At 71.1% G+C, this 13,466-nt stretch carries 19 protein-coding genes; 11 read left to right on the top strand and 8 right to left on the bottom strand.

Going from position 1 to position 13,466, the window contains the following annotated elements:
* Nucleotides 1-39: 39 nt before the first annotated feature.
* The 4 genes from DEJ14_RS04785 to DEJ14_RS04770 all read left to right on the top strand — a co-directional run bounded on the left by DEJ14_RS04785 (nucleotide 40) and on the right by DEJ14_RS04770 (nucleotide 1,984).
* Nucleotides 40-414, top strand: a complete 375-nt coding sequence (locus tag DEJ14_RS04785; protein ID WP_111084962.1) for a BlaI/MecI/CopY family transcriptional regulator — start codon at nucleotides 40-42, stop codon at nucleotides 412-414.
* A gap of 13 nt (nucleotides 415-427) precedes the next feature.
* Complete coding sequence (locus tag DEJ14_RS04780; protein ID WP_111084961.1) at nucleotides 428-1,165, top strand: M48 family metalloprotease; 738 nt, start codon at nucleotides 428-430, stop codon at nucleotides 1,163-1,165.
* Between the two features lie 85 nt (nucleotides 1,166-1,250).
* Complete coding sequence (locus DEJ14_RS04775; RefSeq protein WP_181437480.1) at nucleotides 1,251-1,733, top strand: FBP domain-containing protein; 483 nt, start codon at nucleotides 1,251-1,253, stop codon at nucleotides 1,731-1,733.
* The gene (locus tag DEJ14_RS04770; protein ID WP_111084959.1) at nucleotides 1,730-1,984 is read left to right on the top strand and encodes a hypothetical protein; all 255 of its coding nucleotides are present in this window, start codon (nucleotides 1,730-1,732) and stop codon (nucleotides 1,982-1,984) included. The genes DEJ14_RS04775 and DEJ14_RS04770 overlap by 4 nt, the downstream gene beginning before the upstream one ends.
* 26 nt (nucleotides 1,985-2,010) lie before the next feature.
* On the opposite strand, the gene DEJ14_RS04765 is transcribed toward DEJ14_RS04770, so the two are convergent.
* On the bottom strand, nucleotides 2,011-2,895 hold the full coding sequence (locus DEJ14_RS04765) for a LysR substrate-binding domain-containing protein (RefSeq protein WP_111084958.1): 885 nt from the start codon (nucleotides 2,893-2,895) through the stop codon (nucleotides 2,011-2,013).
* 68 nt (nucleotides 2,896-2,963) lie between these two features.
* Between DEJ14_RS04765 and DEJ14_RS04760 the strand changes: the two genes are divergently transcribed.
* Both DEJ14_RS04760 and DEJ14_RS04755 read left to right on the top strand, forming a co-directional pair.
* Entirely contained in the window at nucleotides 2,964-3,452 is a 489-nt protein-coding gene (locus tag DEJ14_RS04760) for a GNAT family N-acetyltransferase (protein ID WP_111084957.1), read from the top strand.
* 46 nt (nucleotides 3,453-3,498) lie between these two features.
* Nucleotides 3,499-3,684 carry a hypothetical protein gene (locus tag DEJ14_RS04755; protein ID WP_111084956.1) on the top strand — a complete coding sequence of 62 codons (186 nt, stop codon included), beginning with the start codon at nucleotides 3,499-3,501 and terminating at the stop codon, nucleotides 3,682-3,684.
* A gap of 5 nt (nucleotides 3,685-3,689) precedes the next feature.
* On the opposite strand, the gene DEJ14_RS04750 is transcribed toward DEJ14_RS04755, so the two are convergent.
* Nucleotides 3,690-4,070 (bottom strand): hypothetical protein, encoded by a 381-nt coding sequence (locus tag DEJ14_RS04750; protein ID WP_111084955.1) that lies wholly within the window; start codon nucleotides 4,068-4,070, stop codon nucleotides 3,690-3,692.
* A 405-nt stretch (nucleotides 4,071-4,475) separates the two neighbouring features.
* On the opposite strand from DEJ14_RS04750, the gene DEJ14_RS04745 reads away from it, so the two are divergent.
* Nucleotides 4,476-5,252 (top strand): class I SAM-dependent methyltransferase, encoded by a 777-nt coding sequence (locus DEJ14_RS04745; protein ID WP_111085039.1) that lies wholly within the window; start codon nucleotides 4,476-4,478, stop codon nucleotides 5,250-5,252.
* 38 nt (nucleotides 5,253-5,290) lie between these two features.
* Here the strand turns inward: DEJ14_RS04745 and DEJ14_RS04740 are convergent, their stop codons facing one another.
* Nucleotides 5,291-6,478: a MalY/PatB family protein gene (locus DEJ14_RS04740; RefSeq protein WP_258373231.1), complete on the bottom strand. Its 1,188-nt coding sequence runs from the start codon at nucleotides 6,476-6,478 to the stop codon at nucleotides 5,291-5,293.
* Nucleotides 6,479-6,588: 110 nt separating this feature from the next.
* On the opposite strand from DEJ14_RS04740, the gene DEJ14_RS04735 reads away from it, so the two are divergent.
* Nucleotides 6,589-7,365 (top strand): isocitrate lyase/PEP mutase family protein, encoded by a 777-nt coding sequence (locus DEJ14_RS04735; RefSeq protein ID WP_111084953.1) that lies wholly within the window; start codon nucleotides 6,589-6,591, stop codon nucleotides 7,363-7,365.
* A gap of 142 nt (nucleotides 7,366-7,507) precedes the next feature.
* Here DEJ14_RS04735 and DEJ14_RS04730 read toward each other — a convergent pair whose 3' ends face one another.
* Both DEJ14_RS04730 and DEJ14_RS04725 read right to left on the bottom strand, forming a co-directional pair.
* Complete coding sequence (locus DEJ14_RS04730) at nucleotides 7,508-9,394, bottom strand: amidase family protein (protein ID WP_111084952.1); 1,887 nt, start codon at nucleotides 9,392-9,394, stop codon at nucleotides 7,508-7,510.
* On the bottom strand, nucleotides 9,391-10,218 hold the full coding sequence (locus DEJ14_RS04725) for a hypothetical protein (RefSeq protein ID WP_111084951.1): 828 nt from the start codon (nucleotides 10,216-10,218) through the stop codon (nucleotides 9,391-9,393). Before DEJ14_RS04725 ends, DEJ14_RS04730 begins: the two co-directional genes overlap by 4 nt.
* A 137-nt stretch (nucleotides 10,219-10,355) precedes the next feature.
* On the opposite strand from DEJ14_RS04725, the gene DEJ14_RS04720 reads away from it, so the two are divergent.
* The gene (locus tag DEJ14_RS04720; protein ID WP_111084950.1) at nucleotides 10,356-10,967 is read left to right on the top strand and encodes an HD domain-containing protein; all 612 of its coding nucleotides are present in this window, start codon (nucleotides 10,356-10,358) and stop codon (nucleotides 10,965-10,967) included.
* 272 nt (nucleotides 10,968-11,239) lie between these two features.
* Nucleotides 11,240-11,527, top strand: a complete 288-nt coding sequence (locus DEJ14_RS04715; protein ID WP_111084949.1) for a hypothetical protein — start codon at nucleotides 11,240-11,242, stop codon at nucleotides 11,525-11,527.
* Between the two features lie 78 nt (nucleotides 11,528-11,605).
* On the opposite strand, the gene DEJ14_RS04710 is transcribed toward DEJ14_RS04715, so the two are convergent.
* Entirely contained in the window at nucleotides 11,606-11,923 is a 318-nt protein-coding gene (locus DEJ14_RS04710; protein ID WP_146249716.1) for a hypothetical protein, read from the bottom strand.
* A gap of 278 nt (nucleotides 11,924-12,201) precedes the next feature.
* On the bottom strand, nucleotides 12,202-12,666 hold the full coding sequence (locus tag DEJ14_RS04705; RefSeq protein WP_111084947.1) for a DUF8821 family protein: 465 nt from the start codon (nucleotides 12,664-12,666) through the stop codon (nucleotides 12,202-12,204).
* 223 nt (nucleotides 12,667-12,889) lie between these two features.
* Here DEJ14_RS04705 and DEJ14_RS04700 point away from each other — a divergent pair, with 223 nt between their 5' ends.
* Nucleotides 12,890-13,027, top strand: a complete 138-nt coding sequence (locus DEJ14_RS04700) for a hypothetical protein (protein WP_181437479.1) — start codon at nucleotides 12,890-12,892, stop codon at nucleotides 13,025-13,027.
* Nucleotides 13,028-13,057: 30 nt separating this feature from the next.
* On the opposite strand, the gene DEJ14_RS04695 is transcribed toward DEJ14_RS04700, so the two are convergent.
* The gene (locus tag DEJ14_RS04695) at nucleotides 13,058-13,447 is read right to left on the bottom strand and encodes a DUF2510 domain-containing protein (RefSeq protein WP_111084946.1); all 390 of its coding nucleotides are present in this window, start codon (nucleotides 13,445-13,447) and stop codon (nucleotides 13,058-13,060) included.
* Nucleotides 13,448-13,466: the final 19 nt, after the last annotated feature.

The raw sequence follows: 13,466 nt of genomic DNA, 5'->3' as shown, positions 1-13,466 counted from the left end.
TGTCGCGTGCCGGCCTTCGACATCTCGTAGAATGCGGGGATGGCCGGACAGCGATCACGCCCCAGGGGGCAGCTCGAGCAAGCGGTGCTCGACGCGCTCCGCTCCGTGACCGACGGCCTCACCGCCCGCCAGGTGCTCGACGCCTTCCCGGAGCCCCGTCCGGCACTGACCACGGTGCTCACCGTCCTCGACCGGCTCGGCCGCAAGGGCCAGGTGGAACGGCAGGAGCACGACGACGCCCCGCTGAGCTTCCGCGCCGTGCACAGCCGCGACGAACAGACCGCGTCCCTCATGTCGAGTGCGCTCGCCGCCTCGGCCGACCGTGAAGCAGCGTTGCTGCAGTTCACCGGCTCGCTCGCCTCCGACGACCTCGAGGCCCTGCGTCGCGCCCTCGACGCCCGCGCACGTTCCTGACCGGGGTCACTCCGTGGTCGTCGCCGGCATCGCGCTCATCGTCCTCGCCCTGCTGGTGGTCGTGTTCGCCCCGAGGGTGCTGACCCGCTCCGCCTGGACCATCGACCGCCCGCGCACCGCCCTGGTGTGCTGGTCGCTCGCGGTGCTGCTCGGCGTCGTCGGGTTCGTCGCCGGCATCGCCCTCGTCGTGCTCGCCGACCGCCCGCTCACCGAGCTCCTCGGCGGCGACGGCTCCCCCACGCACGGCTTCAACGTCGGCGTCGCACTGCTCGCGGTCATCGCGTTCGTCGTCGCCGTCCGCGTCCGCCCCGGACCCGAGCACGAGGCCGTCCGCCAGGCCATGCGCTCCGGCGTCGCGCCGCACCGCGAGATCGACGGCACCCCGGTGGCCGTCGTCGACGCGGACCACGCCCTCGCCTGCGCCGTGCCCGGGCGGAGCGGCGGTGTGCTGGTCAGCACCGGCTTGGCAGACCGGTTGCGGACAGACGAACTGGAGGCCGTGGTCGCCCACGAGCGCGCCCACCTGACCCAGCACCACGCGGCTGCGGTCGCGGTCGCCGAATCGATCGAGCGTGCGGTCCCGTGGGTGCCCGGTGCGCGCGCCATGGCGCGCTCGACGCGCGTCCTCGTGGAGTTCGCCGCCGACGACGCCGCAGCCCGACGTGTCGGACGCGATGCCCTGCGCCGGGCCGTCCTGGTGGCGGACGAGAGCAGCGCGCTCGGGGCGATCCGGGCCTCCCGTCTCTCCTGAGCGGGGCGATCCGCGACCGCGCCGTCGCCCGCACGTCGCTCCTGACGCACCACGTGTCGGAGGCGAGGCATATGGTGATCGGACCGTGAAGCCACTGACCGAAGCCGACATCCGATCCTCGTTCGTCAACGCCACCCCCGACGAGCTCGAGCAGCTGCCGATCCCCGGCCTGCACGAGATGCTCTGGGACGAGCGCGAGTTCCTGGGCTGGCGCGACCCGCAGGCCGCCCGCCGCGGGTACATCGTGTCCTGGATCGACGACCGCCCCGTGGGCATCGTCGTCCGGTCCGCGGGCGGGTCCCTGCGCGCCGGCATCGCCGCGATGTGCTCGTTCTGCCACTCACCGCAGCCGGCGACGCAGGTGCGGCTGTTCTCGGCTCCCCGTGCGGGCGAGGCCGGGCGCAACGGCAACACGATCGGCACCTACATCTGCGAGGACCTCGGGTGCTCGATGCTCATCCGCACCGCTCCGCCGCACCTCAACCCGCCGGCGACCATCGCGATGCGCGGTGCCTCGCTGCTGCAGCGCGTGCAGAACTTCACCGCGGACATCATGAAGTCGGCGTGAGCCGCTTCGGCACCGCCCGCTGGGCCGTGGTCGAGGAACTCGGCGACGGCCGTTGGCGCCTCACCCTGCGCGACGAGGCCGACGACGAACTCGGTGCGTTCGGCCTCGGGGTCGAGGGGCCGTGGGACCCGGACGTCGAACCCCACGTCGGATTCGTGCTCGTGCAGCTCGGGCTGACCCTGCGGGGTGCGCGGCCGTGGCACGTCGACGAGCTCGGCGACCACCGGGCGCCGGTCCTCGCGCTCGGCTGAGCAGAGCGCTTCCCGCCGGGCGTCGCTCAGTCGGCTTCGACGAAGTTCCGCAGGATCTCGCGGTCGTCGTCGGCGCGCATCGCCCAGGACAGCTCGCTGCGGTGGTCGCTGTCGGTCAGCGGCAGCAGCACGACGGTGTCCGGCGCGGCGAGTGTGGCACTCTCCGGAGCGACGGTCACGCCGAGTCCCGCACCCACCAGGTGCAGGACGGTGGCCCAGGTCGTGGCCTCCTGCACGACCACGGGCCGCCGACCACCGGCGGTGACCGGTGCGAGGTTCCGCTCGGTGGCGAGCGAACCGGCGACGGCGGGGAAGAACACGAACGGCTCGTCGACGAGCTCGGTGCCGCGGATGGCTTGACGGCCCGCGAGCCGGTGTCCGCGCGGGACCGCCGCGACGAACGCCTCGGCCCGGAACGGCAGGAGCCGCACGGTGGGGTCCGGATCCGGGTCGCGCACGACGGCCAAGTCCAGCTCGCCCCGCACGATCCGCGCGAGGAGCGTCGACGAGTAGCCCTCGGTCAGGTCGACGCGGACCAGCGGGTACCGCTCCCGGAACGCCTGCACCCGCTCGATCGGCCCGAGGGGCAGCGCGGAGACGACGAACCCGACGTCGAGCCGGCCGGCCTCACCCCGCCCGACCCGGACCGTCTCGTCGACATCGCGGCGCACCTGCCCGAGCAGCGACCGCGCACGCCCCCGCAGCACCTGGCCGGCGGCGGTGAGGGCGACGCTGCGACTCGTCCGGACGAACAGGTCGACGCCGAGTTCGCGTTCGGTGCGGCGGATCTGCTGGGACAGCGCGGGCTGCGCGATGCGGAGCCGGTCGGCAGCGCGCCCGAAGTGCAGTTCGTCGGCCACGGCCAGGAACGCGCGGAGCTGGCGGAGGTCGACGTCCGGATCCCGATCCATGCACTGAGCTTATCGATCGAAGCGAACGAGTATTGGACATGACCTCATCCGACTCGGAGGATGGAGCCATGCCCGAAGCGACCTCCACCGTCACCATCGCCGACCTCGCCACCCCTGCTGACGCCGAGGCGTTCCGCGTCCTCAACGAGGCCTGGATCACGCAGTTCTTCGCGCTCGAGGACGAGGACCGCAAGTTCCTCGGCGACCCCGTCGGTCACGTCGTCGACCCCGGCGGCGCCGTGTTCGTCGCCCGACTCGACGACCAGGTGATCGGGTGCATCGGCATCGTGCCGACGACGCCGGGGGTGTTCGAGCTCGTGAAGATGGCCGTCGCGCCCGGCCACCAGGGGCACGGCACCGGACGGAAGCTCATCGCCGCAGCGCTCGACCGCGCCCGGGAGCTCAGCGCGCACCGGATCGACCTCGAGAGCAACGCGCAGCTGGCCAGCGCCGTGCACCTGTACGAGGCGTTCGGCTTCCGGCACCTGCGCGAGGACGAGCTCGTGCCGAGCCCCTACGTCCGCGCCGACGTGCACATGACGCTCGAGCTGCACTGACGTTGGAGCTGCACTGACAGCGGCCCGGTTTCGGTACGCTCGCGGCATGGCGACGTACGAGGTGCAGGCGGTCCGTGAGCGCGGCGCGTGGCAGGTGTTCATCGACGGCTTCATGGTCACCGAGGTCGACCGATGGCCGGCCGTCGGTTTCGTCGCCCGCGAGGTCCTGGCGATGGACCGTTCCGACGACCTGCAGATCCGCGTCGTCGGGCGCAACCAGTACATCGACTGACCCGGTCAGCGAGCGGCGGCGACCAACTGCTGTGCTCGCTGGTGCGACACGTGGAGCAGCGGCCCGATCTCACGCACCGTGAGTCCGGACTCGTGCAGGACCAGCGCCGCGGCGGCCGTCTCCTTCGCCGCTTCGATGCGCGCTCGCTCGGATTCCTCGCGGAGCGCCACCGCCCGGTCCAGGTGTGCTTGCGCCGCTTGGGGCATCGCCACCTCGACGACGAGCTCGAACGACTCCGGATCGCGGTCGTCGTTCATCAACGAGAGCCAGTCTCGGGCCATGAGCTCGATCTCACGCTCGCGCTTCGCCTGCGTCCGGACGACTCCGTCGATCCAGATCACCCAGTACTTCTTGCCGCGCTCTGCACGCACCGTGTGTCGGCTCATCGTCGCCCATCTCCTTGTCGGTCGCAGTCACGGAGAATGCCGCGCGCCGTCATCTCCTCCACCTCTCGGTGCCTCGGAACGACGATCGTGTTCCGACCGAAGCGGAACAGGTCGTGATTCCCGCCATGCCGGTGGAACACGAATTCGACACCGTTCTCGTCAGCCTTCCGAGCGAGCCTGCGGAGCAACTCCGTACGCTTCACCGTAGTTGGCCAACCACTGCTAGGCAAACTTGTCTATCGCGGTTGGACAGAAACGGCTCGTATCGCTGCATGTGCCGACTGTGGCGGCCCGCGGACTGCGGTTCAGGAGGAGCGACGTGATCTGTGGACAGGCTCCGGCCGGGGCGAGTTGTGAGGGAACGGCCGGTGGCACTCGCGCCGGGGAGACGCCACCATGGACCGCATGAGCACCACCACGTTCGACGACCTGATCGCGATCGGCGAAGCCGCCGACGTCACCGGCTGGGACTTCTCGTGGCTCGACGGCCGCGCCACCGAGGAACGCCCGCCGTGGGGCTACGCGAAGATGCTCGGCGAGCGACTCGGTCGCCTCGCCGGGGTCCCCGGCACCGCCAGCCTCGACGTGCAGACCGGCGGTGGCGAGGTCCTCGCCGAAGCGCCGGCGTTCCCAGCCACCGCGGTGGCGACGGAGTCCTGGGCACCGAACGTCGCCACCGCCACACGACACCTGCACCCGCGCGGCGTGGTCGTCGTCGCGGACCCCGACGAGCCGCCGCTGCCCTTCGCCGACGGCGCGTTCGACCTGGTGACGAGCCGGCACCCGGCTGCGATCCACTGGGACGAGCTCGCCCGGGTCCTCGCACCCGGGGGCACGTACTTCGCCCAGCACGTCGGCCCGGCGAGCGTCTTCGAGCTGATCGAGTTCTTCCTCGGCCCGAAGCCCGTCGAGCGGCGCGGCCGGCACCACGACGACGAAGCCGACGCAGCACGTGCCGCCGGACTCGAGATCGTCGAGCTGCGGACCGCGCGGACCCGGATCGAGATCCACGACGTCGCCGCGGTCGTCTACCTGCTCCGCAAGGTGATCTGGTGGGTGCCGGACTTCACCGTCGAGCGGTACCGCGACCGCCTGCTCGACCTGCACGAGCTGATCCAACGAGACGGATCGTTCGTGGCGCACTCGACGCGCCACCTCATCGAGGCGCGCCGACCCGTGTGAGCCGAACCGGGCCTCCTGGACGCATCACCGCCACGCGCTCACGCGACGTGCCAGACCAACCCCTCCTGCGCACTCGACGGGTACGCCGAGGCGATGCGGAACACGGCCTCGCGCAGGGTCTCCGGTGAGCACGCCAGGTTGAGGCGGACGAATCCACGCCCCTCGCTCCCGAACCCGAGACCGGAGTTGAGCGCGACGTACGCGTTCTCGCGCAGCGGCACGGCCGGGTCGTCGCCGAGCCCGATCCCCCGGAAGTCGAGCCACGCCAGGTACCCGGCTCGGGGCCGCGTGTAGACCACACCGGGCAGGTGCTCGGCGAGGAGCTTCGCGAGCAGCCGGTCGTTGGCCACGATCTGGGACACCACGTCGTCGAGCCACGTGGTCCCGACGGTGAACGCGGCGAGGTTCGCGTGCAGCCCGAGGATGCTCGTGCGGCAGGCGACCTCTTCCCACAGGGTGTCGAGGAGCGCGGCGGTGCGGTCGTCGCCGGCGACGATGATCGAGCACTTCACGCCCGCGAGGTTCCAGCCCTTGCTCGCCGAGGTCACGCAGACGCTGCGGGCTCCGACGGGTCCGGCGACGGCCGCGAACGGGGTGAACTGCACGCCAGGGTGCGTGAGGGGCGCGTGGATCTCGTCGCTGATGACGAGCACGTCGTACTTCGCCGCGAGTTCGGCGATCGCGAGCAGATCGGCGCGGTCGTGCACGAGGCCGACGGGGTTGTGCGGGTTGCAGAGCAGGAAGACGCCGACCCCGCCGGCGAACGCCCGCTCGAGTCCCTCGAGGTCGAGTCGGTACTGCCCCCACTGCTCGAGCAGCGGGACCTCTTCCACCTGACATCGGGCCTCGTCGACGAGTTCGAAGAACGGCGGGTACACCGGCGGCGTGATCGCGACGCGACCGCCGTCGGGCAGCGCGAGCCGCAGCGACTCGACGATGCCGACACTGACGTCGGTGGCGAGGTGGATGCGGGACGGGTCGATCTCCCAGCCCCAGCGGTCGAGCGCGAACTGCGCGAACGCGGGCGCGAGCGGCCCGGGTCCGTCCAGGTAGCCGAGGTCGGACTGCGACACGCGCTCGATCAGGGCCTGCCGGATCTCCGGCGCGACGTCGTGGTCCATCTCGGCGACGAACAGGGGCAGCACGTCGGGTGCGTACCGCGTCCACTTGATGCTCGTCCGGACTCCGCGGAGCGTGCCGACCGGGTCCTGCTCGTCGCTCGCCATGCGTCCCAGCATGCACCGACCGGGAGGCCCGGCGCGAGCCCGCCTGTCATCCAGCGTCGTCTTCCGCGCACCCTGGGACGCGGGGCGTCGCCCCGCCTACTGTCGGTCCCATGAGCACGAGCACCGCCGACAAGGCCACCACCCTCAAGCAGCTGCACGAAGCCCCGGAGATCCTCCGCGTCGTGAACGTGTGGGACGCGATCACCGCGAAGGTGGTCAGCGACCTGCCCGGCACGAAGGCGATCGCCACCGCCGGGCACTCGATCGCTGCGTCGTACGGGTACGAGGACGGCGGGATGCCCCTCGACCTCGCACTGTCGGGCGCCGCGATCGTGGCTGCCGCGACCGACCTGCCGGTCACCGCGGATCTGGACGATGGCTACGAGGACCCGGCCGAGACCATCCGGCGCGCGATCGCCTCCGGCATCGTCGGCGCCAACGTCGAGGACCGCCTGCGCCCCTTTGACGAGGCCGTCGCCCGGGTCGCCGCGATCACGGCCGCTGCCCAGGCCGAGGGCGTCGACTTCCAGCTGAACGCCCGCACCGACGCGATCGCCCGCGGCGGCGATCGTCCACTCGACGAGAGCATCGCGGACGCCATCGCACGCGGAAAGGCGTTCCTCGACAACGGCGCGGCGCTCGTCTTCGTGCCCGGCGCGATCCAGCGCGACGTCGTCGAGCAGCTCGTCGCGGGCCTCGGCCGCGGCAAGCTGTCGGTCATCGGCCTGCCGGGAGCCCTGCCCGCGGCCGAGTACGAGGCCCTCGGCGTGGCCCGCATCTCGTACGGTCCGCTGACGCAGCGCGTCGCGCTGCGCGCGCTCCGCGACCTGGCGACCGACTTGTACGCGGACGGCGTCGTGCCGGAGGACACCCCGACCCTGAACTGACGAAGCGGACGGACGGGAGGCCCGTGGCGGTGTCGCCCCCTCCCTCGCAGGCTCGGTCGGCGCGCCCCGCGCAACGCTTCGCGTTGCCGCTGAGCGGGGCGCGCCCGTCCGTCCTGTGGTCGCGTCACGCGACCCGCTCAGCTCAGCCGAGCGTCGGGTACAGCGCGGGCGTGGTGCGCGCCTTCGTCTCCTGCTCGAAGGCGTAGCCCAGGCCGATCAGCGTGCTCTCGTCGAACGAGCGGCCGAGGAACTCGAGGTTCACGCCGGCGCCGGTGATCGCGCCGTCGGCCGCGGTCGCCTGCCCCATCGGGACGGTGATCGCCGGCATGCCGGTGTTCGGGCTCAGACGCATGTTCGTCGACTGCGTGCCGTAGGGCGTGCCCGACGGGTAGATGAGCGAGTCGAGGTCCTGGTCGTCGAGCATCTGCGTGACGAGCTGCTTGCCGGTGGCGAGCTGCGTCGTGTGCGACCCCGTCGGCCCGGCCCACGCCTGGTACTGCGCGTCGGTGATCAGGTCGCGGGACTCGTAGGTCGACTTGCGGCTCGGCACGTACTCGCCCGAGGCCAGGATGCCCTGCAGCGACCGGGCGGTCACGTCGGGGTCGAGGTGCTTCGCGACGTACTCGTCCAGGTCGTGCTTGAACTCGTTCGTGCTGCCGCTGCCCTCGGACAGGACCCGGTTGAACGCGGTCGTCGCGGTGATCGGGACGACGGTGGCGCCGGCGGCCTCGAGCTTCGCGACGGACGCGTCGAACAGCCGCTTGGCCGTGGCGTTCGTGCCGACCATCGACGTGACGTAGCCGATGCGGGCGCCCTCGAGCGAGTCGGCGTCGAGCGACGACGTGTACGAGGTGGGCACCTTGCCGGACTGCGCGCTCGTGACGGGGTCGGCCGCGTCCACACCGGTGACGGCGTCGAGCGCGACCGCCGCGTCGGTCACCGACCGGGCGATGGGCCCACCGGTGTCCTGCGACAGCGCGAGCGGGATGATGCCGTCGCGGCTGGCCAGGCCGACCGTCGGACGGATACCGACGAGCTGGTTGTACGTCGACGGGATGCGGATCGAGCCACCGGTGTCGGTGCCGAACCCGATGCCGGCCAGGTTCGCCGCGATCGCTGCACCGGTGCCGCCGCTGGAGCCGCCGGCGGTCTGCGCCGTGTTGTACGGGCTGGCGACCAGCAACGACGAACCGGCGGGCTGGTTCGACGAGAACTCCGAGACGAAGCCGTAGGCGAACTCGTCGAGGCTGGCCTTGGCGAGGATCACCGCACCGGCACCGCGCAGGCCGGCCACCATCGTGGCGTCGGTGTCGGTCTGGTTGTCGTCCCAGCAGCCACAGCCGCCCGTGGTCGGCATGTCCTTGGTGTCGTAGTTGTCCTTCACCGCGATCGGCACGCCCAGCAGCATGCTCGTCATGCCGTGCTCGGCCCGCTCGGCGTCCGCCGTCTTCGCCGCGGCGAGGGCCTCGGCGTTCGTCGTGACGATCGAGTTGAGCGCGCGACCGGTCGACGCGGTGTCGACCTTGGTGCGGTCGTACGCGGCGATGCGGTCGAGGTAGTCCTGCGTGATGGCGACCGAGGTGGTGACCCCGGCGTTCATGGCGGCCTGCATGTCGATGGTGGACGCCTCGACGAGCGTGAACGGGCCGTCGTCGTAGATCATCCGCTGGGACAGCGCAGCGAGGTCCGCGACGGTGATCGTGCCGTCGGCGTCGGTGTCCGCGGCGCTGACCGTCGCCCAGTCGTCACTGGCGCTCGTCGTGCCCAGGTGGTCGGTGAGCACCGCGAGGTCGGACTTCGTGACCTGGTCGTCGCCGGTCAGGTCGAGGTCCGTGTAGTACGGCGCGAGCATCGCGGCGGGGCTGGCGTCCACGGATGCCGGTGCTGCCGCGGCCGTGATCGCGGGGGTCGCGGCGAGGACGGTGCCGACGAGGGCGATGAGCGAGGCGCCCGCGACGGCGGTGCGCTTCCGGCTGGTCGTGGGCGTTGCCGCGACCTGCTTGCTGGCGGCCGGCTTCTTGGCGGTCATTCGGCTGCTCCGGTGCGCTCGCGGCGGGCGCGGCGCGCACGCAGGGTGATCAGGGTCCCGCCGGCGGCGAGGAGGGCCAGCGATGCGGCGATCCACGGGGCGACGTCGGCGCCGGTCCAGGCGAGTTCGCCGCCGGTCGGACGGTCGCCACCAGCTGCGGCCACGGCGGTGGCGCCGTTGGTCGGGTCGGAGGGGTCGCTCGGGCCGGCCGTGGCCGTCGGATCGGGGTCGCCCGCGCCGGCGCCCGGATCGGCCGTGGCGGTGGCGCCCGGGGTGGGCGTGGCCGTCGGGGTGGGCGTCGGCGTGGCCGTCGCCGCTGCAGCGATCGAGATCGAGGTGCTCGCCGGGTCGGTCAGGGTCGTCGAGGTGCCGTCGGAGCCGACGAGCGTGATGCTCGTGACCGCCAGGTCGACGCTGCCCGGTGCGGTCGGCGTCAGGCCGATCGAGGCAGCGAGGTCGCCGCTGAGCGCCGGGGAGGTCCCGAGGCGGGTGTGCACGATCGTCAGGGCGTCGCCGTCCTGCTCGACGCTGTCGAAGCCGCCGTCGGGGCCGGTGACGCTGTCCTCCACGTACGACACAGAGTCCGCGTCGGCGTCGAGCGTGATCTCGAACGCGTAGACGTCGGTCGTCGCCGGGATCGTGAGGTCGACGTCGAACGCGGTGCCGACGGTCGCGGTGGTGGGGGCGTCGATGGTCGCGGTCGTCGCGGTCGGTGCTGCCTGTGCCGGTGCGGCGGTCAGGGCGGCGAGGCCGATCGCCCCGGCGGCGACGAGTGTCGAGGACACGATCGTCGCGCGGGGGCGCAGCCGGAGGCGGTGCTGCATGGGTGCAGGTCCTTCGGGAGGAGGTCGGGTGCTGAGCGGGTACTCAGTGATCCGAAAGCTAACGGTGCGCTGTTTCCGGCTCGGGCCCGGCACGTTTCCGTGCCGTTACGGCTCCGTCGCACCGCTACTGTCGTGCCATGCCGCTCGACGTCGAAGCCCTGCTCACCCCGCCCTCCCCAGTCGCCGCACGGGCGTTGGACGTCGTCCGCACCTGGTCCTCCCCCGCGCTGGTGAACCACTGCCTGCGCTCGTGGGCGTGGGCGGTCCTGCTCGCACCGACCGTCGACCTCGAGCCCGACCGCGAGCTGCTCTTCGTCGCCACGATGCTGCACGACCTCGGCGTGACACCGTCGTTTGACGCCCACGCCGTGCCGTTCGAAGACGCCGGCGGCGCCGTGGGCTCCGTCTTCGCCCTCGGCGCCGGGTGGGACGCAGCCCGCGCTCGACGCGTCGGTGAGGTCATCGAGCGGCACATGTGGACCTCCGTCGACCCCGCGCTGGATGTGGAGGGGCACCTGCTCGAGGTCGCCACCTCGCTCGACGTCTCCGGTGCCGGGTTCTCCCGGTGGTCCACCGACGATCTGCACGCCGTCGCCACCGCACTGCCCCGCCTCGGGTTCTCCGGCTCGTTCGACGAACTGATCCACGCGCAGGCTTCGCGCAAGCCGGCCTCCGCCGCTGGACGACTCGACGGCTCCGGCAACGTGGCTGCCGGTGGCGCCCGTTGGGACGCGTTCCTGGCCTCCTGAACCGTCTTCCGGCCGTCGCTGGACTTCTTCGCTTCGAGTGCGTATAGTTCTTGGTTGGTGCACTGCCGCGAACCCATCTGACTCGCGCACACCAACGTCTCGACACCGACTCACCCGAGTCGCATTCCAAGCGAGACCCCCGCTTGATCCGAACGGATCAGCAGCACGTTGAAACTCGACGTGCGCGCCCCGCACTCGATGCGTCGCGCCGGACTGAGACGTCCGCCGACACCGAGTCGCCCTGGCGCCGAATGACCAGGAAGTACAGCACCATGACCAGCAACGAACGAATCACCGTGTTCGGGACCGCGCTCGCGGCCCCGACGATCACCCCGGACCGCATCGCCGAGTTCCCCGTGCGTGACGACCGCTCGCAGCGCGAGTACCTCGTCCGCATCGCGGCCGACGACCTGCAGACCTTCGTCACCCGCGGCACCCGTCTGGACGCCGTCGGCGAGGCCGGCTGGACCGTCCCGGGCCGCTCCTGGGCGGGCGAGGCCAGCCGCACTCTGCTGCAGGCACAGTCCGTGCACGCGGGCGACATGGCCCTCGCGGCCTAGGCTCCACCAGTACGAACGCGAAGCGCCGCCGGGCTACCCGGCGGCGCTTCGTCGTACCTGCGACCGGCCGTGCGACGGTCACACACCTCGACGGGCCGCAGCGACGACCTGCGATGCCGCCCCGAGCACGCCGGGCACAATCGCTGCGAGCGCTCCGACGGTGTGACCGGCCGAGATGAGGATCGCCCCCGCGATGAGCGCTCCGACGGTGAGCACCTGCGCCCCGATGACACCCGTCAAGACGGCGACTGCCTCCGCTCTGCTCAGACGCTCGACGGCGTCAGCAGCGACGGCTTCGGAGCGGAGGTGGCAGCCGATCATCCGCTCGGCCGCTCCTGGAACGAGCCGCTCGTACTCGGCCAGGACGCGCGGCGACGCTACCGGTCCACTGAACATCTCCGTTGCAGCGATGTTGAGGACGTCGGCGTCCGCCTCTCCTCGGCTGCCGCCCGCTGTGCCGCTGACGCCCGCTTCTCGTTCAACAGCTCCCGCATCGCCCGCGCTCGAGAGCTGTCCCCCGTGAACCCGACGTACAGGCCGTGCATCACCGCAGTCTTCACCAGAGTCGCCGCCATAGCCCATGCCCCTCCCTTCATCACCGGTTCGTGGTGACCAGGGTCGATCAGCGTAGCCCGCCGTACCAAACATTTCGCATGCACGGGAACTTCACGACGTCAGTACTCGCCCTTCACGACGAAGAACGAGCCGCGGATCGTGCCAGCGAGCTTCGACTTCTGCCGTGCGAACTTGAACTTGTCGGCGAGTTCCTCGGGCACGTCCATGCCGTCGGACAGCTTGAAGCCGACCGCACGCTTGCCGCCCGGTTCGAGCGTGTAGAGCACGTTGATCGCGAGACCGGACTCGTAGAACACGTACGTCCAGCGCACGCCGTCGACGAGCGCTTCCGTCGCTTCGAGCGGTGGTGACGCGATGACCAGCCCGCGCTCCTCCTCGAGCACCCGCCGCACGTACTCGACGAGGTCCGGCACGTCAGCTGCGGCGTGCGTGGTGAACACGTGGTCGTACTTGTTCGCGAAGTACCGCGCCTCGTTGGCCCGGAGCCCGGCGAGTGCGTCGGCGACCGGCGAGGACTCCAGACCCACCGTGGACACGTTCACGAAGTCGACGACGTACGACATGGGGGCCTCCTCGGCATTCGGACGGTCTGAATCTAGCCCCTCAGCTCCCTCCCGAAGCCGACACGATCCTCCTACAGTCGATGATCGTGGAGGAAGCGACGACGCGAATCGACCGCGCCGCGGAACTCATCCGTGCTGCGCGCGAGGACATCGGGTTCTCGCGGGTGTTCGAGGTCACGACACCGATCACAGCGACATCGACCTCTTGGTCAGCCTGACGCCCGTGGCTTCGCTGTTCGACCTCGGCGGATTTGCCCACGTGGTCGAGCACATCACCGGGTTCGAGGTCGATGTCCTCACCGATGACATCGAAGAGGACGAGCACTTCGCACACGTCCTCGACGAAGCTGTGCCGCTCTGACCATGTGCGCCATCAGCCGGTCCTGGGTGCTCAGTTGATCCGCTCGAACACCATGGTGGCCTGCAGTCGATCTCCGCCACCGAACCCCGTGCTGCCCGACGAAGCCGTCGTGATCGTGTGGAGCCGGTAGCCGAGCGCAGCCTGCGCGTTGATCGCCTTCTCCAACTCGGTGAGGTTGCCGGAACCCGTGCCGAAGAACTTCTCCCGCAGCACCACCTGCAGGACCACGTAGCTCATGCCGTTCTGAGCCGGGCGAGGCTGTCCGCCCGCGGCGGCCTCGGCCTGGATCCGACCGATCACCCCACCGATGCCGGACGCCGCGGGTGCTGGCGGCTGCACCTGCTCGGTCCACGCAGAACCGTCCCACCACCGCATGGTGCCGGAACCGTCGTCGTACCAACCTGCCTGTGGGTTCGTCATGCGCTCATCCTGGCGCACG

It is taken from the genome of Curtobacterium sp. MCJR17_020, assembly GCF_003234365.2.
GTDB lineage: Bacteria > Actinomycetota > Actinomycetes > Actinomycetales > Microbacteriaceae > Curtobacterium.
The sequence above is the reverse complement of the archived record's forward strand: the minus strand, read 5'-3'. Positions and strand labels throughout refer to the sequence as shown.